The 23,884-nt window shown below is 35.7% G+C and carries 19 protein-coding genes; 13 read left to right on the forward strand and 6 right to left on the reverse strand.

The window, feature by feature from the left end; all coding sequences use genetic code 11:
- Window positions 1–249: 249 nt before the first annotated feature.
- On the forward strand, window positions 250–1,182 hold the full coding sequence (locus IGI43_RS15365; protein ID WP_438758655.1) for a helix-turn-helix transcriptional regulator: 933 nt from the start codon (window positions 250–252) through the stop codon (window positions 1,180–1,182).
- A gap of 135 nt (window positions 1,183–1,317) precedes the next feature.
- Here the strand turns inward: IGI43_RS15365 and IGI43_RS15370 are convergent, their stop codons facing one another.
- The 3 genes from IGI43_RS15370 to IGI43_RS15380 form a co-directional block, all read right to left on the reverse strand.
- Window positions 1,318–2,421 carry an SLC13 family permease gene (locus IGI43_RS15370; RefSeq protein WP_438758656.1) on the reverse strand — a complete coding sequence of 368 codons (1,104 nt, stop codon included), beginning with the start codon at window positions 2,419–2,421 and terminating at the stop codon, window positions 1,318–1,320.
- 134 nt (window positions 2,422–2,555) lie between these two features.
- Window positions 2,556–3,293: an amino acid ABC transporter ATP-binding protein gene (locus IGI43_RS15375; RefSeq protein WP_438758657.1), complete on the reverse strand. Its 738-nt coding sequence runs from the start codon at window positions 3,291–3,293 to the stop codon at window positions 2,556–2,558.
- Between the two features lies 1 nt (window position 3,294).
- On the reverse strand, window positions 3,295–5,454 hold the full coding sequence (locus IGI43_RS15380; RefSeq protein WP_438758658.1) for an amino acid ABC transporter substrate-binding protein/permease: 2,160 nt from the start codon (window positions 5,452–5,454) through the stop codon (window positions 3,295–3,297).
- Window positions 5,455–5,782: 328 nt separating this feature from the next.
- On the opposite strand from IGI43_RS15380, the gene uvrB reads away from it, so the two are divergent.
- The 7 genes from uvrB to IGI43_RS15415 all read left to right on the forward strand — a co-directional run bounded on the left by uvrB (window position 5,783) and on the right by IGI43_RS15415 (window position 14,895).
- Window positions 5,783–7,777 (forward strand): excinuclease ABC subunit UvrB, encoded by a 1,995-nt coding sequence (gene uvrB, locus IGI43_RS15385; protein ID WP_438758659.1) that lies wholly within the window; start codon window positions 5,783–5,785, stop codon window positions 7,775–7,777.
- 178 nt (window positions 7,778–7,955) lie between these two features.
- Window positions 7,956–10,772, forward strand: coding sequence for an excinuclease ABC subunit UvrA (gene uvrA / locus IGI43_RS15390; RefSeq protein WP_438758660.1), 2,817 nt, complete (start codon window positions 7,956–7,958; stop codon window positions 10,770–10,772).
- 437 nt (window positions 10,773–11,209) lie between these two features.
- Window positions 11,210–11,416: a hypothetical protein gene (locus IGI43_RS15395; protein ID WP_438758661.1), complete on the forward strand. Its 207-nt coding sequence runs from the start codon at window positions 11,210–11,212 to the stop codon at window positions 11,414–11,416.
- A gap of 383 nt (window positions 11,417–11,799) precedes the next feature.
- On the forward strand, window positions 11,800–12,684 hold the full coding sequence (rapZ, locus tag IGI43_RS15400) for an RNase adapter RapZ (RefSeq protein WP_438758662.1): 885 nt from the start codon (window positions 11,800–11,802) through the stop codon (window positions 12,682–12,684).
- Window positions 12,681–13,679, forward strand: a complete 999-nt coding sequence (locus IGI43_RS15405; protein WP_438758663.1) for a gluconeogenesis factor YvcK family protein — start codon at window positions 12,681–12,683, stop codon at window positions 13,677–13,679. Before rapZ ends, IGI43_RS15405 begins: the two co-directional genes overlap by 4 nt.
- Window positions 13,680–13,709: 30 nt before the next feature.
- Window positions 13,710–14,645 carry a DNA-binding protein WhiA gene (gene whiA, locus IGI43_RS15410; RefSeq protein ID WP_438758664.1) on the forward strand — a complete coding sequence of 312 codons (936 nt, stop codon included), beginning with the start codon at window positions 13,710–13,712 and terminating at the stop codon, window positions 14,643–14,645.
- A 49-nt stretch (window positions 14,646–14,694) separates the two neighbouring features.
- Entirely contained in the window at window positions 14,695–14,895 is a 201-nt protein-coding gene (locus tag IGI43_RS15415) for a hypothetical protein (protein ID WP_438758665.1), read from the forward strand.
- 16 nt (window positions 14,896–14,911) lie between these two features.
- Here IGI43_RS15415 and IGI43_RS15420 read toward each other — a convergent pair whose 3' ends face one another.
- Window positions 14,912–15,433 (reverse strand): DsbA family protein, encoded by a 522-nt coding sequence (locus IGI43_RS15420; protein ID WP_438758666.1) that lies wholly within the window; start codon window positions 15,431–15,433, stop codon window positions 14,912–14,914.
- A 237-nt stretch (window positions 15,434–15,670) separates the two neighbouring features.
- Between IGI43_RS15420 and IGI43_RS15425 the strand changes: the two genes are divergently transcribed.
- Entirely contained in the window at window positions 15,671–16,975 is a 1,305-nt protein-coding gene (locus tag IGI43_RS15425) for an ISL3 family transposase (protein ID WP_438755906.1), read from the forward strand.
- Between the two features lie 82 nt (window positions 16,976–17,057).
- On the opposite strand, the gene clpP is transcribed toward IGI43_RS15425, so the two are convergent.
- Complete coding sequence (gene clpP, locus IGI43_RS15430) at window positions 17,058–17,654, reverse strand: ATP-dependent Clp endopeptidase proteolytic subunit ClpP (RefSeq protein ID WP_010760682.1); 597 nt, start codon at window positions 17,652–17,654, stop codon at window positions 17,058–17,060.
- Window positions 17,655–17,827: 173 nt separating this feature from the next.
- Entirely contained in the window at window positions 17,828–18,304 is a 477-nt protein-coding gene (locus IGI43_RS15435; protein WP_438758667.1) for a TM2 domain-containing protein, read from the reverse strand.
- A gap of 198 nt (window positions 18,305–18,502) precedes the next feature.
- Between IGI43_RS15435 and IGI43_RS15440 the strand changes: the two genes are divergently transcribed.
- From IGI43_RS15440 to ilvN, 4 genes are all read left to right on the forward strand, one after another.
- Window positions 18,503–19,018 (forward strand): hypothetical protein, encoded by a 516-nt coding sequence (locus IGI43_RS15440; protein ID WP_438758668.1) that lies wholly within the window; start codon window positions 18,503–18,505, stop codon window positions 19,016–19,018.
- 959 nt (window positions 19,019–19,977) lie between these two features.
- Window positions 19,978–21,669: a dihydroxy-acid dehydratase gene (gene ilvD, locus IGI43_RS15445; protein WP_438758669.1), complete on the forward strand. Its 1,692-nt coding sequence runs from the start codon at window positions 19,978–19,980 to the stop codon at window positions 21,667–21,669.
- A 13-nt stretch (window positions 21,670–21,682) separates the two neighbouring features.
- Window positions 21,683–23,377, forward strand: a complete 1,695-nt coding sequence (ilvB, locus tag IGI43_RS15450; RefSeq protein WP_438758670.1) for a biosynthetic-type acetolactate synthase large subunit — start codon at window positions 21,683–21,685, stop codon at window positions 23,375–23,377.
- A 1-nt stretch (window position 23,378) separates the two neighbouring features.
- Window positions 23,379–23,861, forward strand: coding sequence for an acetolactate synthase small subunit (ilvN, locus tag IGI43_RS15455; protein ID WP_438758671.1), 483 nt, complete (start codon window positions 23,379–23,381; stop codon window positions 23,859–23,861).
- The last annotated feature ends 23 nt before the right edge of the window (window positions 23,862–23,884 follow it).

The following is a 23,884-nucleotide window of genomic DNA, read 5'->3' on the forward strand; positions in this document are numbered from 1 at the left end:
AATTCAGCTCCATATATAATGGTTTTTACCTGTTCTTATAACAGTAGGTAAATTTTCATACCCTATTTAACGAATAGGAACAGCATCGATGATATTTTTAATTATTTGAGGTGCCGTTTTAACGATCCATTTTTACTAAAGCTTTTTTCATAACGTCTTATCCTCCTTTACTTTTAGCATATCATGCGATTGTTGACACCAGTATGGCAACAATATAAAATAAAAGAAAATTTGAAAGAGGATTATCAGATGAAAGTTGAAAGACTTATTAGTATTATGATCATTTTACTGGATAAAGAGCGCATAAGTGCGCAGAAACTAGCAGATATTTTTGAAGTTTCACTACGCACAATCTACCGCGATATAGAGGCGATCAATAGGATAGGTATTCCTGTTCGCTCAACATCGGGGGTTGGAGGTGGATTTGAAATCATGCCCAATTACAAGATTGATAGTAAGGTTTTTTCAGATGTGGACCTTTCTACTATCTTGATGGCACTTTCTAGTCTTTCTACTATGATACGAGGAGATGAGCTGATACACACCCTGACAAAGATAAAAAGTTTAATTCCTGCTGATAAAGCAAAAGAAATTGAACTGAGAACAAATCAATTTTGTCTAGATTTAACTTCATGGACGGGTAATAGAGAGAGACAATCTTATTTAGAAATGATTAAAATAGCTTTACAGGAAAAAAAGCTACTATCGTTTGAATATGCGGGTCGCTATGGAGACAAAACTGAACGAACAGTGGAATCTTATCAGCTTATATTGAAAAGTAACCATTGGTATCTACAAGGGTATTGCCTTAAAAGAAATGATTTTCGCTTGTTCAGGCTGTCTCGAATATCCAACCTCCAAATACAAATGAGATTCTTTATCCCACGGGAGTATCAAAAACCGCAATTGGATTTTACGGATATTCTGAAAACGATGCAAACAAAAATCAATATTCGGATCCATAAATCTGTAATGGACAGAGTACTTGATCATTGTACATATGAATACTTTTCTCCAGATGGTGAGGAGCATTATATTGTCGATTTTCCTTTCATAGAGAACGATTATTACTACAATATCCTTTTTAGTTTCGGGGATAAATGCGAGTGTTTAGGACCGTTACATATTCGTGCAGAAATGAAGCGTAGAATACATGATATCGTCGCTATATACGAAAGTTAGTGTAAGCTAGAATAAGTTCAAAAAGACAATTGAATACTCATCAAAATTCTAGTTTGAGAGGACATAAAATAGCACATTAGAAAAACAAGGTTGCTTCTGCTCCAAACGTTTATTACTTTAATAGGACACAATTTTTTACAATAAAAAGATAAAAAATAGGACAAAGCAGATTAAAAAAGCTAAATTTATTAGTGTAAATTGTAGAAGGAAAGTTTTTGATTGCTTTGGATAATACTCTTTAAAAAGCTTAAAACCAATCAGATTAGCTAACGAAGCAACAATCGTGCCTAAGCCTCCGATATTTACTCCCCAAAAAAGAGCTTGCGATCGATCTGTGAAAGGAGCAATGAGAATAGCTGCAGGAACGTTACTAATTATCTGACTCACTAAAATACTTCCAAAAAAGGTATGCGTATTTGTCGTAAATTGTTCTTTTATAAATGCTGCAATTATTTCTACTTGAGAAAAATTGCCTACAGCAACAAAGAAAAAGATAAATGTCCATAACAATTTATGATCGACTTGCCAAAGCATTTCTTTATCATAAATAATGAGGATACTTGTAGCGATTGGAATTACAATGAAATAAGGCAAGATATTAAAAACACCAAGAAGAATGAATACTCCAATCAAACTTAAAATAATCGTCTGTTTCTTATCGATTCTCGGAATAGAATCAGTTTGTTTTGCAATCGGTCGTTTTTTTATAAATAGAAATGAAAGCAATAAAAATAAAACGGAAGAAAGCAGTAAGGCAAAAGCCCATTCAAAAAATGTAGCAGTGGAGAGAGAATAGTAAGAGAATAAAAAAAGATTTTGCGGATTTCCAAATGGGAAAAAACTACTGCCTAAGTTAGCGGCGATAATTAATAATACAGCACCGGCAATCTTATTTTCCATATCTGTAAATTTCTGTATGATCGTTAAATAAATAGGCATTAATGTAAGGATCGCCACATCGTTCGTCAGGATCATTGAACTAATAAATGCTAATAACACAATATTTCTGATTAAACTACGGGTTGTCGAAGAAAAATCGATCATTTTTTCAGCAAAATAATTTAGAATCCCAAGCTTTTCAATATTTTTTACAAAAAGCATCAAACCAAATAAGCAAAAAATAACTTTAAAATCAATTGATTTTAAGGAGAACGAACCAAATAAGCAACTGATAAGAGCGATCAGAGAAGAGCTTGTAAATAATAAATCATTGGTGAAAAAAGAAATAAATCGTTTCATTTAAAAACACTCCTTTTACTTGGTAGAGTCTGTTCAAATTTACTTTAAAAAGCAGGAATTATCAAGAACAAAGAGCATTCTAAGCAAAAAAAATGGATCACTCTCTATTAATCAAGAGCAATCCATTTTTTTGTTTAAATGTTAAGTACTTTATCCAAGAAATCTTTCGTCCGTTCATTTTGCGGATTTTCAAAGATTTGTTGTGGTGTGCCATCTTCTAAGAAATTACCGCCATCTATGAACATGACACGATTGGCTACTTCTTTTGCAAAGCCCATTTCATGTGTTACGATGACCATCGTCATTCCTTGCTTGGCTAATTTTTTCATGACATTCAATACATCGCCAACCATCTCAGGATCGAGAGCTGAAGTCGGTTCATCAAACAACATGATGTCTGGGTTCATTGCTAAAGCACGGGCAATTGCGACACGTTGCTTTTGACCACCCGACAATGACTCAGGGTAGCTATCTTTTTTATCTGCTAAGCCAACAGTATCTAATAATTTAATCGCCTTTTCTTCGGCTTCTTTTTTTGAAAGACGACCTAAATCTGTTGGAGCCAAAGTAATATTTTCCATAATCGACAAATGTGGGAATAGATTGAAATGTTGAAAAACCATTCCGATATGTTGACGAATTTTATTAATATTTGTATTTTTATCTGTTAGGTTTGCTCCATCGATAATAATATCACCACTGGTTGCTTCTTCAAGTTGATTTAAACAACGAAGAAAGGTACTTTTACCAGAACCCGATGGGCCGATGACACAAACAACATCGCCTTCTTGGATAGAGACGTTGATATCGTTAAGAACAGTATTATCACCATATTTTTTTATTAAATGTTCTACTAGAATTTTTTCAGCCATATTATTTCACCTTCTTTTCCAAAACTTTAGCTAATTTCGTTAAGGCTGTGATCAAAATCAAATACATCATTGCGATCACAAAGTAAACCATAGTACTTTGTAAGTTTCTGGCAACGATGATTTTACCTGTCTGCAACAATTCGATCAAGCCGATTGCTGAAAGGATCGTTGTATCTTTTAAAGAAATAACAAATTGATTGACGAAAGATGGAATCATGATTTTGATTGCCTGCGGTAAAATGATTTTTTGCATTGTTCGATTGTATGAAAGACCCAAACTTCGTGAAGCTTCCATTTGTCCAACGGGCACTGCATTGATACCGCCTCGGACTATTTCAGAAATATAAGCACTGGCATTCAACGTCAATGTTATGATCCCAGCAAGGAACACGGGGATATTAAATCCTAAAATTCCTGGTAAGCCGAAGTAAATGAAGAAGGCTAGTACCATTAAGGGTATCCCGCGAATAATGTCGACATAGACAGTAGAAATCACACGCAATGCTTTGGATGGAGAAGCGCTAAACAATCCGAAGATCACACCCACTATCAAAGCTAAAATAAATGAAATCAGTGTTAATTGAATGGTCATCCACAGACCGCTCAATAGGCGTTTCCAGTTATTTTGAATCATACCGATAAGCGTTGATTCATCCACTTTATTTTCAGTAGCACCGTCTTTTACATATTTTCCGATGATTTCATCATACTCACCAGTTCGTTTTAATTCACCTAATCCCTCATTGAACATTTGGACTAACTCAGGATTTTTACCTTTTTTCACAGCAAAACCGTATTTCCCACCCTCTTCACGAGGAATCGGCGTTGACAGTGGTTGTTTTTGAGCAATACCGTAACCGATCACAGGATAATCATCCATCATGGCATCGATCTCGCCAATTTCAAGGGCGCTGTATAAAGCGTCTGTAGTATCTAAATATTTAATTGAATAATCATATTTATCTTTGTTAGCTTCAAGGAAATCAGCACTTTCAGTTCCGATTTTAGCACCAACTTTTTTACCTTTTAAATCTTCATACGAGTGGATGCTGTCATTGCCTTTTTTGACAGCAATTTGAATACCACTGTTGAAATAAGGAGTAGAGAAGTCAAATGATTTTTCACGTTCGTCAGTAATCGTCATTCCTGCGATCATTGCATCAGCTTGACCAGATTCGACCGCTTGAACCGCAGAACTGAAGCCGATAAATTTAAACTCAACATTAAAATCTTGTAGTTCAGCAATTCGCTCAACTAAATCGACATCGATTCCTTCGTATTTACCATCTGAATTTTGGAATTCAAACGGAGCAAATGTAGAGTCACTCGCAATAACGTAAGTTTCTTTTTTTGGTTGAATCTTTTTCATTTTAGAATCAGTATCTGTTTCGGATTCAGTTCCAGTGGAAATATATTGGTTTACGATAGCATCATATTTACCTGAACTTTTAAGTTCTTTCAACCCAGCATTGAATTTTTCGATCAACTCTTTATTTTGCCCTTTTTTCACAGCAAACCCATAAGAACTACCTGTTTCTTTTTTCCCAACTAATTGAAGTTTTTGACCATTTGTTATAGCATATCCTAAAACAGGATAATCGTCGAAAATCGCATCTGTTTCACCATTTTCAAGCGATTGATAAAGACCTGTTGCATCATCGAAATTTTTTATTGTATAGCCGTATTTTTCTTGATTTTTCTCTAGGAATGTCGCACTTTCAGTTCCAACTTTAGCTGCGACCGTTTTTCCTTTTAAGTCTTCATAATTTTTGATTTTGTCATTGCCTTTTTTGACGGCCATCTGCAGACCACTGTCAAAATAAGGTTCTGAAAAATCAAAAGATTTTTTTCGTTCATCGGTAATACTCATACCAGCGATCATACCGTCAACTTGGTTTGATTGTACGGCTTGGATAGCACTGTCAAAGCCAAGTGGTTTAAGATTTACTTTAAAATCTTGATCTTTAGCGATAGCTTTAAGCAAATCAACGTCAATACCGACATATTCTCCTTTTGAATCTTGGAATTCAAAGGGAGCAAAAGTTAAATCTGTTCCTATATTATATGTTTTTTCCTCAGCTTGAGCCGGATGCCCAAGGGTAAATGTCAATAGACTTGTCATCATTACAATGAATGAAAGTAAAAAGTGTTTCCTTTTCATAAAATACCTCCTATATTTGCATATTGGATAATTATATAGTAAAAAAAGGTGAAAGCACAAGTCATTGACAGTTAGAAATTCAAAAAAAAATCATTTTGTGACATCTTATGTAACAAAACATAACGCGGCTGTGGTGCGAAAATAGTATTCTTCATCATTATTAAAGACAAACAAAGATTAAATAAAATGTAAATCGATAAAAAATGCGTATACGTAATGTATTCTAGAACTAGCGAAAATATGTTCGGTATGTTAAAATAAATACAGAAGTTTCTTTTCAATTTTAAAGATAAAAATTCCGATAAATGGAGCAAGAGGAGGATGTTGAATGATAGAAAGAGAGACCTCCAATACATTTGACTTAGTATCAAAATACAAGCCGGATGGAGATCAGCCAGAAGCAATCAAGCGATTAGTTGAAGGCATCGAAGGCGGAGAAAAAGCCCAAATTTTATTAGGTGCTACAGGAACCGGAAAAACCTTTACGATTTCTAATGTGATAACAGAAGTGAACAAACCGACATTGGTCATTGCTCATAATAAGACTTTAGCTGGACAGCTTTATGGAGAGTTTAAAGAATTCTTCCCTAATAACGCAATCGAGTATTTTGTTAGTTATTATGATTATTATCAACCAGAAGCATACGTTCCTTCGAGCGATACATATATAGAAAAAGATGCCAGTATCAATGATGAGATTGATAAATTACGCCATTCAGCCACAAGTTCTTTATTAGAAAGAAACGATGTGATTGTCGTTGCTTCCGTTTCATGTATTTTTGGTTTGGGTGATCCTAAGGAATATAGTGAACAAGTGGTTTCTATTCGTGTAGGGATGGAGATGGATCGCAGTCAGTTGTTGACAGACCTAGTAAACATTCAATTTGAGCGAAATGATATCGATTTTCAACGTGGTCGTTTTCGTGTAAGAGGCGATGTGGTGGAGATTTTTCCTGCCTCAAGAGATGACCATGCCTTAAGAGTTGAATTTTTTGGGGATGAAATTGAACGTATAAGAGAAGTCGATGCTTTGACCGGCGAAGTAATGGGCGAGACTGAACATGTTGCTATTTTCCCTGCGACCCACTTTGTGACGAATGAAGATCATATGGAACATGCGATTTCACAAATTCAAGAAGAATTAGAGGCTCGTTTAACTGTCTTGCGTAGTGAAAATAAATTGTTAGAAGCACAACGCTTAGAACAGCGGACCAATTACGATATTGAAATGATGAGAGAAATGGGCTACACATCTGGGATCGAAAATTATTCCCGTCATATGGATGGTCGCTCAGAAGGAGAGCCGCCGTATACCTTGATCGACTTCTTTCCAGATGACTTTTTACTTGTGATCGATGAATCTCATGTGTCGATGCCTCAAATTCGAGGTATGTATAATGGTGACCGAGCTAGAAAACAAATGCTAGTAGATTATGGTTTCCGTTTGCCTAGCGCATTGGATAATCGTCCATTACGTTTAGAAGAATTCGAAAAGCATGTCCATCAAGTGGTCTATGTTTCTGCTACACCTGGACCTTATGAATATGAACAAACTGATACTGTGATTCCACAAATCATCCGACCGACAGGATTGTTGGATCCATTGATTGAAGTCCGTCCGATCATGGGGCAAATTGATGATTTAGTCGGTGAAATTCATGATCGTGTAGAGAAGGATCAACGTGTATTTATCACGACCTTAACGAAGAAAATGTCTGAAGATTTGACGGATTACCTTAAAGAATTAGGAATCAAGGTCAAGTACCTTCATAGTGATATCAAAACGTTAGAACGAACAGAAATCATTCGGGATTTACGTTTAGGAGAGTTTGATGTGCTGATTGGCATCAATTTACTTCGTGAAGGACTGGATGTACCGGAAGTATCATTGATTGCGATTTTGGATGCCGATAAAGAAGGCTTCTTGAGAAGTGAGCGCTCATTGATTCAAACAATTGGACGTGCCGCTCGTAACTCAGATGGTCGTGTCATTATGTATGCAGATAAAATGACTGATTCGATGCAAAAAGCTATTGATGAAACCGCACGTCGTCGCTCAATTCAAGAAAAATACAATGAAGAACACGGTATTATACCAAAAACGATCATCAAAGAAATTCGTGAGTTGATTTCAATTTCTAAAACAAATGAAAAAGGTGAGCCGTTCAAAATTGATAAAGATTATCATGAATTGACTCGTCAAGAAAAAGCTGATTTATTGATGAAATTAGAAAAAGAAATGCGAGATGCAGCGAAAGCATTAGACTTTGAGACTGCAGCGACTTTAAGAGACACGATTTTGGAATTGAAAGCAGCAGATTAAATGACACTCACTGTGGTTCGGGAAAAAGGATCAACGTTCCCTGCGGTCACCTTGTACTGTTCAACATCAGCTCATAAGAATACTCGCTGTGTTTCACAGCAAAGGAGAGCCGTTACTCTTGCGAATTTATTCGCGTAGAAGTAAGGGACATCGGACCAATAAATAAAGGAGAGAACTAATGGCAAATGATAAAATCGTCATTCATGGCGCACGCGCACATAATTTAAAAAATATAGATGTTACGATTCCCCGTGACAAGATGGTTGTAGTTACCGGATTATCTGGTTCTGGGAAAAGTTCACTTGCCTTCGATACACTATATGCGGAAGGCCAACGCCGCTACGTAGAAAGTCTTTCGGCCTACGCTAGACAATTTTTAGGTCAAATGGATAAACCAGATGTCGACAGCATCGATGGTCTGAGTCCAGCGATTTCTATCGATCAAAAAACAACAAGTAAAAACCCGCGCTCAACCGTCGGAACAGTAACAGAAATCAATGATTACCTCAGACTGTTATTCGCTCGCGTAGGTCATCCGATTTGTCCTAACGATGGGACTGAAATCAGCAGTCAATCTGTTGAACAAATGGTAGACAAAGTGCTGGAATTACCAGAAAAAACGAAACTTCAAGTATTAGCTCCTGTGATCGTCAAGAAAAAAGGCCAACATAAAAAAATATTTGAGATGATTCAACGTGAAGGCTATGTTCGGATGCGTGTTGATGGAGAAACGTATGACGTAACGGAAGCACCTGAACTTGAGAAAAATAAAAAACATGATATTGCAATTGTCATTGATCGAATCGTAGTAAAAGAAGGAATCCGTTCTCGTTTATTTGATTCATTTGAAGCGGCCCTAAGACTTGCTGATGGGTATGCGTTAGTAGATGTCATAGATGGGGAAGAAATGCTCTTCAGTGAACATTACGCTTGCCCCTACTGTGGTTTTACAGTCGGTGAATTAGAACCAAGACTATTTTCTTTCAATGCACCATTTGGAGCCTGTCCTGATTGTGATGGATTAGGAATAAAATTAGAGGTCGATCGTGATCTAGTGATTCCTGATCCGACGAAAACATTGCGTAAAGGAGCAATTGCCCCTTGGAATCCAATTAGCTCACAATACTATCCTCAAATGTTGGAACAAGCGGCCGATAGTTTTAATATCGACATGAATACACCATTCGAAGAGTTGCCAGAAGAGCATCAAGATATTATTTTAAACGGATCTAATGGTGAACCTTTCCATTTCCATTATGAAAATGATTTTGGTGGAGTCCGTGATGTGGAAGTCCCGTTTGAAGGTGTTTTAACGAATATAAAACGCCGTTACCATGAAACAAATAGTGATTTTACACGTGATCAAATGCGTTTATACATGACAGAATTGACCTGTCAGACCTGTAAGGGGTATCGTTTGAACCCTCAAGCTTTATCAGTCAAAATAGATAATACAAATATTGGTCAAGTTAGTGAACTAGCTATCAAAAATGCAGTTCAATTTTTTGAAACAGTTAAATTGTCGGAACAAGAACAAATGATTGCCAAACCAATTTTAAAAGAAGTAGAAGATCGTTTGAACTTTTTAAAAAACGTTGGGCTGGATTATTTAACTCTTAGCCGAGCGGCGGGAACTTTATCAGGTGGTGAAGCGCAACGGATCCGTTTAGCAACACAAATTGGTTCCAACTTATCTGGTGTATTATACATCTTAGATGAACCGTCGATTGGACTGCATCAGCGTGATAACGACCGTTTGATCGAGTCACTTAAGAAAATGCGTGATTTAGGCAATACACTGATCGTTGTTGAACATGATGAAGACACGATGTGGGCATCTGACTATTTAATCGATGTGGGACCAGGTGCTGGACATTTAGGTGGTGAAATCGTTGCTTGCGGAACACCAGATGAAGTTGCTAAAAATCCGAATTCATTAACGGGACAATATCTTTCTGGAAAAAAAGTGATTCCTGTTCCTAAAGAACGTCGTAAAGGCAATGGTAAGAAAATTAAAGTGACGGGGGCAACTGAAAATAATTTAAAAAATGTTACAGTGGAGTTTCCTTTAGGAGAGTTTGTAGCCGTTAGTGGAGTTTCTGGGTCAGGAAAAAGTACTTTAGTGAACCAGATATTGAAAAAAGCTTTAGCACAAAAAATCAACCGTAATTCCAATAAACCAGGAAAACATAAAAGTATCACTGGATATAAAAATATTGAAAAAATCATCGATATTGATCAAAGTCCAATTGGACGCACTCCACGAAGTAATCCAGCAACATATACAAGTGTTTTTGATGATATTCGTGATTTATTTGCGAAAACAAATGAAGCTAAAGTGCGTGGATACAAAAAAGGACGATTTAGTTTTAATGTTAAAGGTGGCCGCTGTGAAGCTTGTCGTGGTGATGGAATCATTAAAATTGAAATGCACTTTTTACCTGATGTCTATGTGCCTTGTGAAGTTTGCCATGGCAAACGCTACAATTCTGAAACATTAGAAGTTCACTATAAAGGAAAGAATATTTCTGATATATTAGATTTAACTGTTGAAGATGCGGTAGAATTCTTCCAACATATTCCAAAAATCCATCGCAAATTGAAAACAATTGTTGATGTAGGCTTGGGTTATGTTACCTTAGGACAACCAGCAACCACATTATCTGGTGGAGAAGCACAGCGAATGAAATTGGCAAGTGAACTTCATAAAAATTCAAACGGTAAAAATTTCTATATTCTAGATGAGCCGACAACAGGATTGCATACAGATGATATCGCCCGTTTGCTTGTTGTATTAGAAAGACTTGTTGAAGCAGGGAATACAGTGCTTGTAATCGAACACAATCTAGACGTAATTAAATCAGCAGATCATGTAATTGATTTAGGTCCAGAAGGCGGAGACGGTGGTGGAACGATTGTTGCAACAGGAACACCTGAAGAAATAGCCAAAGTAAAAGCAAGCTATACTGGAAACTATCTGAAACGAGTTTTATAAATTGGTATACTCTATTTGGAAAGTGTTACACCACTTTTAAAGAAAGTTTGAAGGTTGAATAAAAAAATATGATTGCTATTGATTTCTCTGTGATTTTGAAGTAAAATCACAGTCAGATAGATATATTGTTCAACCTAATTGGTATATATCTATCCTTCTATAAATAATCCGTTCAAAAAAGAAAAGCACAGCCTTCATTAATTGAAAGGCTGTCTTTTTTTGTACATTTATTATATTTAATTAAAAAAATAATGAGAACTATTAAATGAATATAAATGAGAAAAAAATAATGAAATGAATGAAAATTTATATTTTTTAATCATTTAAATTTAAAAATAGTCAAAAAAAGAAAATATTTATACGCAAGTTGAACGATATTATTTTTAAAAACATGATATTCTATAGTTATGAAAACAGTATGAAAGGATGATTTTTTCTTGGAAAAGAAAGAAATACAGATTGGTGCACATTATGTTTGTCATGGATCGAATTTTTCTTGGTTTTTTGTAGGAGAGGCCATCTCCAAAAAAGAAAAAGATTTACAAGTTAGAGTGATTAAATGCCATCCAACGGATCGTATAGCTATAAATTGTGATGATCCGATTCTAAACTTGAATTATTTTAATGTAATTGAAGATGCTTGATTTTTAGAGATTCTAGCTGTGTGTTTATGAATATAAGAAGAAAAATGTTTAATAAATAGTAATATAAATTGTCAGATAAATGAACAAATAATAATAATAGACCAGAATAAACGATAAAATGTTTATTCTGTTTTTTTGTTTTCAGAAAAAAATGCACAGATGTAAACTCGAATTATTTTTTCATTATTTTTTTAAAATAATAAATATTAAAAAAATATATATGTGTTAAAATCTCGTGTAATTGAGAATAGCAGTAAATAATTTTAAATAAATCATTAAAGTCTAAGAAAGTATGAATGAATCACTAGAATTGTTTGAAAAGCTTTCTTTGATACACCCGGGATGCTATAATTAGTAAAATGATTTAAAAGGAGCGCTAAAAAATGGCTGATAATTTACAATTAGTTATAATCACTGGAATGAGCGGAGCAGGAAAGACTGTAGCTATTCAAAGTTTTGAAGATATGGGGTATTTTTGTATCGATAATATGCCGCCAAGCTTGATTCCTAAGTTTTGGGAATTGATCAAAGAATCTGGAAAAGTGACCAAGATAGCGCTAGTGATTGATTTACGCTCTCGTAATTTTTTTAGAGAAATTCAAGATATGTTAGTCGAACTTGAAAATACGAACTTGATTGATACAACAATTATGTTTTTGGATGCGACGGATGAAGAGCTTGTCTCTCGTTATAAAGAAACGCGTCGTGCTCATCCATTAGCGATGGATGGTTTGATCACAGAAGGAATTAGAAAAGAGCGAGCAATTCTTGAAGAAATCAGAGGTGATGCCCAAGTTGTGATCGATACAACTGATTTATCACCAAGACAACTGAGAGAACGAATCAATGAAGAGTTTAAAACTAGAGATACGCATGAATTTCGTGTTGAACTCGTTTCATTTGGTTTTAAATATGGTTTGCCAATTGATGCAGATATTGTTATGGATGTTCGTTTTTTACCAAATCCTCATTATATTCCAGAGCTAAAACCGTTGACAGGACAAGATCCATCTGTCTATGATTACGTGATGAGTTTCCCAGAAACTGAAAACTTTTATACTCGATTTATTGATTTGTTAAAAAATGTGATGCCTGGATATGAAAAAGAAGGGAAATCGAGTATTACGATCGCCATTGGTTGTACTGGTGGGCAGCATCGCTCCGTTGCATTGACAGAACGTGTAGGAAAAGAACTTGGACAAGATTATCATGTCAATATTACTCATCGAGATAAAGGTAAGAGGAAAGAGACGGTAAATCGATCATGAAGATGAAAACTTATCGAATTCGAAAACCCAAAATCGTTGTGGTCGGTGGAGGGACTGGCTTACCTGTTATTTTAAAAAGTTTACGGAATCAAAGTGCAGACATTACAGCGGTTGTGACTGTTGCAGATGATGGAGGAAGCAGTGGGGAGATTCGAGAATCGATGAATATGACGCCACCGGGTGATCTCCGCAATGTCTTAGTTGCGTTATCTGATATGCCGCAATTATATGAAGATATCTTTCAATATCGTTTTGACAAATCAGATAAATATTTTGCTAATCATGCCATCGGTAATTTGATTATTGCCGCCGTTTCAGAGATGCGAGGTAGTACGTATGAAGCGATTCAGTTACTTTCAAAAATGATGCATGTAGATGGACATGTTTTTCCTTCATCTGAAAGACCGTTGACTTTGCATGCTGTTTTTAAGGATGGTTCTATTGCTGTCGGTGAATCTAGTATAGCTGTAGATCGAAAAACGATTGATCATGTTTTTGTGACGAATACAAATGATGAAGAACAGCCGAAAGCTGCCCGAAAAGTAGTAAAAGCAATTGAAGAAGCCGATATGATCGTTTTAGGGCCTGGGAGTATGTTTACTAGTATTTTACCTAACCTAGTGATCAGTGAAATCGGAGATGCAATCATCAATGCCAAGGGCGAAGTGGTTTATATTTGTAATATTATGACTCAAAAAGGTGAAACCGAACATTTTACGGATGCAGACCATGTTTGCGTATTGCATGAACATCTTAAAAATAAATTCGTTGATACTGTTTTAGTTAATACGGAAAATGTACCTGAAGGTTATATGGATCCAGAAATTTATGATGAATATTTAGTTCAAGTGGAACATGACTTTAAGAAATTGAGAGACGAAGGCTGTCGTGTAATTTCCACAGACTTTTTAAAACTTCGAGATGGCGGCGTTTTTCATGATGGTGATAAGGTAGTGGATGAACTATTCCGAATTGTGTTTGGCGCAAGATATTAAAACCTATGAATAAGAGAGGGGGCGAGGAGATTGTCTTTTGCAGCAGATGTTAAAAAAGAATTAACGACGTTAGAGGTTCATCGGGAACATGCTAGAGCAGAATTAGCTGCTTTAATTCGAATGAACGGTTCACTAAGTATTGTGAATCAACAATTTGTATTGAATGTTCAAACAGAAAATGCAGCAATCGCCAGACGAATCTATTCTCTTTTAAAAGATCATTATGATGTTCGCTCAGAATTATTAGTCCGAAAAAAAATGAAATTAAAGAAGAATAACGTCTATATCGTAAGGTTAAAACAAGATACAAAAAGTGTGCTTGCTGATTTAGATATTCTAGACGGTATGATGTTTAATACTCATGTATCAGATGATATTATAGGGAATGCCCAAAAAATGAAATCTTATTTAAGGGGCGCATTTATGGCTTCTGGATCAGTCAACAATCCAGAAACAAGTCGCTATCATTTAGAAATATTTTCGATTTACGAAGAGCATAACGACGATATTTGTCAGATGCTGAATTATTATGATTTAAATGCACGAACATTGGAACGAAGGAATGGATATATTTCCTATTTAAAAGGTGCGGAACGAATCGCTGATTTTTTAACGCTGATTGGTGCGACGAATTCTATGTTGAAATTTGAAGACGTCAGAATCGTTCGTGATATGCGCAATTCTGTGAATCGTTTAGTCAACTGTGAAACGGCAAATCTTAATAAAACGATTGATGCGGCGTCAAAACAAATTGAAAATATTCAGTTCATCGAAAGTGTTGTAGGATTAACAGCTTTACCTGAAAAATTGCAAGAAATTGCTGAATTACGATTGGAATATCCAGAAGTGAGTTTAAAAGAATTAGGTGAGATGATCCCGTCAGGTGCTATTTCAAAATCAGGTATCAATCATCGCATTCGAAAAATAAATGAATTTGCAGATAAACTGAGAGAAAAAAGTGCATAACTTTTTATAGGGTGCTAATTATAAAATAACAGAGAGCTAGGTGGAAATGATGGGTGTAGAAGATAAAGATTTTATTATGAGGCAGATCAAACAACTTGGAGAAGGTCTTGGGACTTTTCTTGGAAAAGAAGATGTGGATAAGATTTTAAGTTTTGGAGAAGATGCTGAAAAAGAGATTGAAGATTCTTCAACAAACAAAAATCCGACCTCTGATGATAGTTCTAAAAAAGATGAGACAAAGCTAAAATAGCTTCGTCCCATCTTTTTTACTTACCTTCTATATAGCTGATCAATTCTTCTTTTGTAATGGATTCATCAAAAATATGTTCACCGATCACGATTGTTGGGACAAATTTAATATTTGCCGCAGCGGCTTCTTCAATCACAGCTTGGACAATCTCAGGCTCTTCTTTTTCAGGTAGTTGTAAATTATCTTCTGCAAATACTGCTACATCTTCTAAAGAAAGATTTCCCCATTGATCTTGCGTATCATACATTTGTTTCAGATCGGTCAAGCCTTTTTCAGGCAAATCATAATTGATATGGTGATGCATCACATTACCGCGTTGCAAACTTTCTTTTTCTTTATCTAAAAGTTTGATGATTCGTTGAACTTTGCCTTCTTTTACATATTCATTCAATAAATCAAATGATTCTTCAAACCACTTTTTACAATAGGGGCAGCGAACATTCATAAACTCGACCATTTTTATTGGAGCAGAATCTTTTCCAATAGCTAAACCATTTTTAGTTGTAACTTTTGTTGCATCAATAATTGAAATATCCATTTTCGTAACATCCTTTCATTCTACTATCTTTAGTGTAGCGCTTTTTGACTTTAGTTTAAATAAAAATGCCCAAAATTTTCAAAAGAAATTTTGGGCATAGGTTTTATTATGGCTCTATACTTTCTGATGTTGGTGAGAAATCACCGGCATCTTTTTTTAATGCAAAATAATAGAAAAGACATCTCGATATCCTTTAGAATTAAGTCGACTAAAACCAATTAAAAGGAGGAAATCAAGATGTCTTACACCAATCTTATCAAAAATACCTTAGATATTCTAGACTTAAACATTACTTTTACTGAAAATTCTTTAGAAAAAGAACGCATTAAGGGACGAATTTGTCAGGTATTTTCTGGTACATTAGACTATTTAGCCCACTCCTGTCTTCATTGTGGAGAGAAAGAAAAAGGAAAGATTATTCGTTGGGGCTATACGACTTGTCTTATTTTAATGAACGATGTGTCTGAGTATCAAACGTATTTACGCTTGAAGAAACGCCGTTTCTTCTGTTATTCCTGTGAAAGAACGTTCGTCGCTGAAACAAGTCTGATCCAAAAAGGGTGTTCGATTTCTAAGAAAGTGAAGCTATCTATTGCCGATCGATTAAGAAAGGTCACGTCTATGAGTGAGATTGCGCGTCAAAAGAAGGTCTCTGTTTCTTCTGTCTATCGCGTCTTGAAACAATTTTATGAACCGAAAAAAATCAATCGCCTGACCTTGCCTGAAGTCCTTTGTTTTGATGAATTTAAATCGGTTAAACAGGTCGCTGCTTCTATGAGTTTTATCATGATGGATGGTCAAACAAAGCAGTTAATTGATGTCATTGAAAACCGTCAATTGTCCTTTTTACAACGTTATTTTTCACGATTCTCTTTGTCTGTTCGTGAACGTGTAAAATATATCGTTTGTGATATGTACGCTCCTTATTTTTCTCTCGTCAAAAAATTGTTTCCTATGGCTCAGATTATTCTCGATCGCTTTCACATTGTCCAACACATTGGACGAACCTTTTTAAAACACCGCATTCAACGAATGAATCTGTTTCTCCAGAAAGGAACTGTAGAGGCAAAAAAATATCGACACTTGAAGAAGTACTGGAAACTTCTTCAAAAGAACCAATCGAAGCTCGATTTTGAAAAACGCCAATGGCGTCCTTCTTTCCGCACCTATTTAACAGAAACAGAACTCGTTGATCGACTCCTTGCATATGATGAGGAGTTAAAATCTGGTTACACCTGTTATCAGAACGTTCTTTATGCGGTACAAACACGAGACTACACAAGATTCCACTCGCTATTAGAACAAGATTGTTCTGGACTTCCCGTCTATTACCAAACAGTTTTTTCTACCTTTAAGAAAGTTCAAAATGAAATTAAGCATGCTCTAGAATTATCCTATTCCAATGGCCCATTGGAATGCTTGAACAACCATATCAAAGTGTTAAAGAGAAATGCGTATGGGTTTCGTAACTTTTATAACTTTAAATTGAGAATTGCTTTATGCTTTGGTAACGTTCTTTTTCAGCCGAATAGAAAAACCTAGAGGTATTTTCCTCTAGGCCTTACAATAATTGATTTAATTCTTTGGATTTTCTTCACCAACATTAGTTGACAAAGAGCCTTTATTATTTGCTTAAAGAACTGCTGTTTTCCATTACTTCATCAATCAAACCGTATTCTTTTGCTTGTTGAGCTGTCATAAAGTTATCACGATCTGTGTCACGTTCAATGACTTCAAGTGGTTGGCCAGTGCGTTCTGCTAAGATTTTATTCAAGCGATCACGTGTATCAAGAATGTGTTTAGCTGCAATCTCAATCTCAGTTGCTTGCCCTTGTGCGCCACCTAGTGGTTGGTGGATCATAATTTCGGCATTCGGTAATGCAAAACGTTTGCCTTTTGTACCAGCCGTTAATAAGAAACTTCCCATAGAAGCTGCCATACCAAGGACGATTGTTTGTACATCCGCTTTAACAAAATTCATTGTATCAAAAATTGCTAATCCAGCAGAAACACTTCCTCCTGGTGAGTTGATATAGATATAGATATCTTTTTCAGAGTCCTGTGCATCCAAAAATAGTAATTGGGCAATGACTGAGTTTGCTACATTATCATCGATCGGACCACTTAACATGATAATTCTATCTTTTAATAATCGTGAATAAATATCATATGCTCTTTCTCCACGAGATGATTGTTCAATGACTGTTGGTATTAAATTCATAGTATATTCCTCCTATATAAAAAACTCTTCAAATCATTTTATCACAAAGCATACCTTAATGCTTAAAAAAAGTATACTTTATTGGTCAACAAAGGTCAACTTTAATGCATTAAACTAAGCAAAAAAAAGTAATTAAAAAGCCTTAGAATATCCTAAGACTTTATTGACGATTTTTATGAAGTTACAACAATATTTCCATTTTGATCTGCAGGTTTAAGCAATGTAATAATCGTTGTGAAAAATGCTACTATTCCTGGGATTGCTGTCCAACTGAATACTAGGTACATAATTCCTTTTCCAATGAAATCAGAATAGAACTTATGTGCACCTAACCAGCCTAAGAAAAATGCTAATATAAAATAAACCCATTTATTAACGACTCTCCCATGTTGTACATAACCACCAACTGTTTGTGTATTATTATTTTCATTAACAATATTGATATTGATTTTATCTTGTAAATTTTCTGCTGCACTTACAGTCTTTTCTGTTTTATGGATGATTAATTCATCGCCATCTTCGAATACGTCAACGAGATCACCAATCTCTGGCTTAAAATTAAACCATTCATATAATGCATGTGTTGTGCTGCCATCTTCATTTGCAATGACTACATCATCAAAATCTAACTTAATAACCTTTTTCCCCATATTAAATTCTCCAACTCCCTATGTTATATTATATAATCAATTGAATGTGTAATATAGACATTTCAAGAAAGTAAATAATCAAAAAATAAAAAAAATTAAAAATAAGTAAGGACAATAAAATTTTTTCATATTTTTTTGTTCACTTGAAAGAATATGGTATACTGAAAAAACAAGAAAGAAAAGAGTGAGGGAATCCGAATGGTTGTTTTTATAGCAGGTATGACTGGTGTCTTGATTGGCGCAGTTATTGTATCGATTGGTGTTGCTTTACGCGTAACCTATGATGAACGCAAAGCGCTACGCTATCGAGAATTAGAAAATTTTGTCAAAGAGATAGAGACATTGAATCTTTTAAATAAAAAAATCAATGAGATTTTACAAAAAAGAGATATCTATGTAGACAAGTCTGTAAATTTCCTATCGATGGATGATTGTTATATCAGTATTGATGATTTTATTTATTTAGAATCATTTTCGGCACAAAATAATTTTTATTTGCCGACCTATTTGATTGAAGAATTTTTTAAGAAAATTGCCCATAGAAAAGTGATTTTAACACCAGATGAAGTGATCTCAATGGGTGGAAGTACTTACAAAGGCGGCCGAGTTATTTTAGAAAGCTTTTCTGAAGAGTTACTTTCTATTATTGAAGATAAAAAAAGACAAATGAAACGTTTAACCAATAAACCTTTGTATTATTTTCAAAGAAATTGAAAGAGGCTGGGACAGAAGCCTTTATTCGGATTTCTCAAGGCTAGGATATAACTCGTAGAGTTATGACCTAGCCTTTTTTTAGACTATTTTTATTCAGATATAAGGTTACATATGGACTATCTCTATTTGTTTGAACCTGAAAAAATGTGTCCAGTGACCAAATGTATGAAAATAGAGTAGACCAGATTGCTGATCCAGTTTATCATGATAATTTTTTGTCTTAGTTAAAATGAAAAGAAATTAAATTTTCAACTTTTTTACGTGCAATAAAAGTATCTACTTTTTCTTTGTTATCAATAGAAGAAAAATCAGCTATAAGATAAATTTTCAAAAATTATTCATTAAATTGATTTATTTTTCAAGAGAGCTCTTTTTTTTATAGTTATTTTTTGAATCAGTGTAGAAAATAGTTAGATTTTTTCAAAATTAAATAAGTTTTTATCTGTTTTTATTGAAAACTCATCTTTGTGTCTTCGAGATTGGTTTTGGCTTCATTACTTAGTAGGGTTGTCTTTTTCATTCGATTTCATTATACTTAAACATTAAGTAAGAAAGTAAAGACTAACGTTTTTAGAATTTTCTGAATCTTTTTATCAAATTATGTTGACATTCTCATTTATTAGGTTTATAGTTAACAAAAGCTTTTATTTATCACATGCTATTTTAATCTTTATAGATTTTTTAAAAGAGGAGACCATTGCCATGAACAAGACAAACAACAACCACGTATTAGTCATTATTTTATCGTGTAGGGCTTAGAACACTGAGAAATTTCGCAGTTGTTAGAGTCCTGTTTGTCTTTGGTAAATGGGGGTCTTACTAAAGCATCCCATTCAATTGATGGGATGTTTTTTTTGTCGAAAGTATTATAAAGAGGCAATCGTAATAAATAAGAAAATGAACCAGAAGAAATCAAAAATGGTGATCTTCTGTAAATAATTGAATTGGAGTGAATGAAAATGCGTAGTGATAAAATAAAAAAAGGAATCGAAGCAGCACCAGCTAGAAGCCTACTTTATGCGACCGGTCAGGTAAAAAATGCCAAAGATATGAACAAACCGTTTATCGCAATTTGCAATTCTTATATTGATATTGTTCCTGGTCATGTACATCTGAGAGAATTAGCAGATGTTGCTAAAGAAGCAATCCGCGAAGCAGGAGGAATCCCTTTCGAATTTAATACGATCGGTGTTGATGACGGGATAGCCATGGGACATATTGGTATGCGCTATTCATTGCCCAGTAGAGAAGTTATTGCAGATGCTGCCGAAACCGTGATCAATGCTCATTGGTTCGATGGTGTCTTCTACATTCCAAACTGTGACAAAATCACTCCAGGAATGCTAATGGCAAGTGTTAGAACGAATGTTCCAGCAATTTTTTGTTCAGGCGGTCCGATGAAAGCAGGTATTGATCCAAGAGGACACACAACCACACTTTCGAATATGTTTGAAGCGGTTGGTACGTTTAAAGAAGGCAAAATGACCGAAGAAGAATTCAACTTCATGGAAAAAAATGCATGTCCGACTTGCGGATCATGTGCAGGGATGTTTACAGCAAATTCGATGAATTGTTTGATGGAAGTTTTGGGAATGGCTTTACCTGGAAATGGAACAATTTTAGCTGTATCTGATGAGCGTAGAGAATTAGTTAGAAAATCGGCATTTCATTTGATGGACTTGGTCAAAAATCAAGTGAAACCAAGAGATATCATCACAAAAGAAGCAATTGACGATGCTTTTGCATTAGATATGGCGATGGGCGGCTCAACAAATACAGTTTTGCATACATTAGCGATTGCTAATGAAGCAGAGATCGATTATAACCTAGAAGAAGTCAATGCCATTGCTGAACGTGTCCCTTACTTATCTAAAATTGCTCCATCCTCAGAGTATTCTATGCATGATGTTCATGAAGCTGGTGGTGTTCCAGCTATCATGAAAGAACTCGTTGACTTAGGCGATGCAATTCATCCAGATCGTATTACAGTTACTGGAAAAACAATTCGTGAAAATGTTCAGGATGCTGTAATCAAAAATGAGAAAGTTATTCATCCAAAAGAAAATCCTTATAGCCCAGTTGGAGGTTTATCTATTTTGTATGGAAATATTGCCCCAAAAGGAAGTGTAATTAAAGTTGGCGGGGTAGATCCATCTATCAAAAAATTTGTAGGAAAAGCGATTTGTTTTAGTTCACATGATGAAGCTGTTGCAGCGATCGATGATCATACCGTGAAAAAAGGTCATGTTGTCGTTATTCGTTATGAAGGACCAAAAGGCGGTCCTGGTATGCCAGAAATGTTGGCACCGACATCTAGTATTGTTGGACGGGGATTAGGAAAAGATGTCGCGTTGATTACAGATGGTCGTTTTTCAGGAGCAACTCGTGGAATAGCTGTTGGACATATTTCTCCTGAGGCCGCGGCTGGAGGTCCGATTGCCTTGGTCCACGATGGTGATGAAATTGAAATCGACTTGATAAACCGAACACTAGAATTACATGTTTCTGATGAAGAGTTGGCGAAAAGAAATGATCAATTACCTAAATTCAAAGCAAAGGTAAAAACAGGATACCTCGCTCGCTACACAGCATTGGTAACTTCAGCTCACACGGGAGGAATCATGCAGATTCCAGAAGATTTGCTAGACTAGAGGAGGGAAGCTCATGGTTGAAAAACAGGGGAAAATGAAAAACGGCTCAAAGATTTTGATTGATGCATTGCTAAAACAAAAAGTAGAAATGATTTTTGGATATCCAGGTGGAGCGGTCCTCCCTCTGTATGACGCATTATATGATGGAGACATTCCTCATATATTAACCAGACATGAACAAGGGGCTGTCCATGCAGCCGAAGGATATGCCAAAGCAACGGGCAAACCAGGTGTGGTGATCGTAACTAGCGGACCTGGCGCAACAAATGCAATTACGGGAATTGCTGACGCAATGAGTGATTCGATCCCAATGGTTATTTTTACAGGACAGGTTGTCACTGATGGGATTGGCAAAGATGCTTTTCAAGAAGCGGATGTGATTGGACTGACAATGCCGATTACTAAAAATAATTACCAAGTTCGAGAGACCAAAGAATTGCCTAGAATCATCGAAGAAGCTTTTCATATTGCAACAACAGGAAGAAAAGGTCCTGTTGTGATCGATTTGCCAAAAGATATAACCATAATGGAAGCAGCTACAGAGGATGAGATAAAACTAAATTTACCAAGTTATCAACCGACGATAAAACCAAATAAGCTTCAAGTGAAAAAATTAATGGAAGCCTTGGCTAGTGCAAAAAAACCATTGGTATTAGTCGGTGCAGGAGTTCTCCATGCAGATGCCAGTAAAGAACTAATAGAATTTATCAATAAATATCAAGTACCTGCGCTAAGTACCTTGCTTGGTCTAGGAGCAGTTCCAACAGAAAATGAATTATTCTTAGGCATGGGTGGAATGCACGGTTCTTTTGCTGCTAATATGGCCTTGACCGATTGCGATCTGTTGATCAATATAGGCTCTCGTTTTGATGATCGGTTAGCTAGTGCTCCAAAAGAATTTGCTTCAAATGCTGTGATTGCACATATCGATGTAGATCCAGCAGAAATCGGGAAAATCATTGATACACAGATTCCAATCGTGGCGGATGCTAAAGAAACCTTAAAAGAAATGCTAAAAAACGATGTAGAGTGTACAGAACGTACAGATTGGAAAAAATTAAATCTTTCAAGAAAAAAACGACATCCATTCAAATACAATAGAGAACAAATAGCTGAAATCAAGCCACAAAAAGTGATTGAATTTATTGGTGAATTGACAAATGGCGATGCGATTGTTGCAACCGATGTAGGGCAGCATCAAATGTGGACTGCTCAGTTTTATCCATTTAAAAATGAGAAACAACTTATTACAAGTGGCGGTCTTGGAACGATGGGCTACGGTGTACCTGCGGCCATTGGCGCAAAACTAGGTTGTCCAAACAAAGAGGTCGTCCTTTTTGTAGGGGATGGCGGATTCCAGATGACGAACCAAGAATTAGCCATTTTAAATGTATACAATATTCCAATCAAAATCGTGATTTTGAATAATCAATCATTAGGAATGGTGCGTCAATGGCAAGAAAGTTTCTTTAACCAGCGCCGTTCAGAATCCGTTTTTGAAACGCAACCAGACTTTGTCAAAATGGCAGAAGCCTATCATATTAAAGGGATTCGAATAGATGATCCGGAGACCGTTGAAGCTGATTTAACAGAAGCATTTAAAGAAACTGGCCCGTTGTTGATAGAAGTCATGGTTTCGCCAACAGAACATGTATTACCAATGGTTCCCGCGGGCAAAGCAAACTATCAAATGCTGGGGGTGGACTAAAATGAGACGAATCATTACAGCTACAGTCAATAATAATTCTGGTGTCTTAAATCGCTTTAGTGGCGTTTTGACACGAAGACAGGTCAATATCGATAGTATTTCAGTGGGACCAACGGAATTAGAGGCGGTTTCAAGAATCACGATCATTGTTCAAGTAGCAGACTTAAATGAAAGCGAACAAGTGACTAAACAATTAAACAAGCAGATCGATGTGATAAAAGTTTCAGATATTACGGATGAACCTCATTTAGAAAGAGAGTTAGCGTTAGTGAAAGTCAATGCTCCAGCTGCTACACGAGCAGAATTATTTTCAGTGATCGATCCATTTAGAGCAAATGTTATCGATGTCGGTACTCGCTCAGTGGTGATTCAAGTCACAGGAACTAGTGAAAAAATCAGTGCCTTCGTCGATGTCGTGGCACCATACGGCATTAAGCAATTAGCACGAACAGGCGTCACTGGATTTACCAGAGGCAACAACTAAAAACAGGTCTTAAAGCATACGCT

This window comes from Enterococcus sp. AZ126, assembly GCF_051714545.1.
Taxonomy (GTDB): Bacteria; Bacillota; Bacilli; order Lactobacillales; family Enterococcaceae; genus Enterococcus_L.

Excerpts from the sequence above, each read along its gene's own strand:
- uvrA (WP_438758660.1), top strand. The coding sequence starts at position 7,956 with ATGGCAAATGATAAAATCGTCATTCATGGCGCACGCGCACATAATTTA.
- IGI43_RS15415 (WP_438758665.1), top strand. The coding sequence starts at position 14,695 with ATGGGTGTAGAAGATAAAGATTTTATTATGAGGCAGATCAAACAACTT.
- ilvD (WP_438758669.1), top strand. The coding sequence starts at position 19,978 with ATGCGTAGTGATAAAATAAAAAAAGGAATCGAAGCAGCACCAGCTAGA.
- IGI43_RS15440 (WP_438758668.1), top strand. The coding sequence starts at position 18,503 with ATGGTTGTTTTTATAGCAGGTATGACTGGTGTCTTGATTGGCGCAGTT.
- IGI43_RS15420 (WP_438758666.1), bottom strand. The coding sequence starts at position 15,433 with ATGGATATTTCAATTATTGATGCAACAAAAGTTACAACTAAAAATGGT.
- clpP (WP_010760682.1), bottom strand. The coding sequence starts at position 17,654 with ATGAATTTAATACCAACAGTCATTGAACAATCATCTCGTGGAGAAAGA.
- rapZ (WP_438758662.1), top strand. The coding sequence starts at position 11,800 with ATGGCTGATAATTTACAATTAGTTATAATCACTGGAATGAGCGGAGCA.
- IGI43_RS15370 (WP_438758656.1), bottom strand. The coding sequence starts at position 2,421 with ATGAAACGATTTATTTCTTTTTTCACCAATGATTTATTATTTACAAGC.
- uvrB (WP_438758659.1), top strand. The coding sequence starts at position 5,783 with ATGATAGAAAGAGAGACCTCCAATACATTTGACTTAGTATCAAAATAC.
- ilvN (WP_438758671.1), top strand. The coding sequence starts at position 23,379 with ATGAGACGAATCATTACAGCTACAGTCAATAATAATTCTGGTGTCTTA.
- IGI43_RS15405 (WP_438758663.1), top strand. The coding sequence starts at position 12,681 with ATGAAGATGAAAACTTATCGAATTCGAAAACCCAAAATCGTTGTGGTC.
- IGI43_RS15365 (WP_438758655.1), top strand. The coding sequence starts at position 250 with ATGAAAGTTGAAAGACTTATTAGTATTATGATCATTTTACTGGATAAA.
- ilvB (WP_438758670.1), top strand. The coding sequence starts at position 21,683 with ATGGTTGAAAAACAGGGGAAAATGAAAAACGGCTCAAAGATTTTGATT.
- IGI43_RS15425 (WP_438755906.1), top strand. The coding sequence starts at position 15,671 with ATGTCTTACACCAATCTTATCAAAAATACCTTAGATATTCTAGACTTA.
- IGI43_RS15375 (WP_438758657.1), bottom strand. The coding sequence starts at position 3,293 with ATGGCTGAAAAAATTCTAGTAGAACATTTAATAAAAAAATATGGTGAT.
- IGI43_RS15380 (WP_438758658.1), bottom strand. The coding sequence starts at position 5,454 with ATGAAAAGGAAACACTTTTTACTTTCATTCATTGTAATGATGACAAGT.
- IGI43_RS15435 (WP_438758667.1), bottom strand. The coding sequence starts at position 18,304 with ATGGGGAAAAAGGTTATTAAGTTAGATTTTGATGATGTAGTCATTGCA.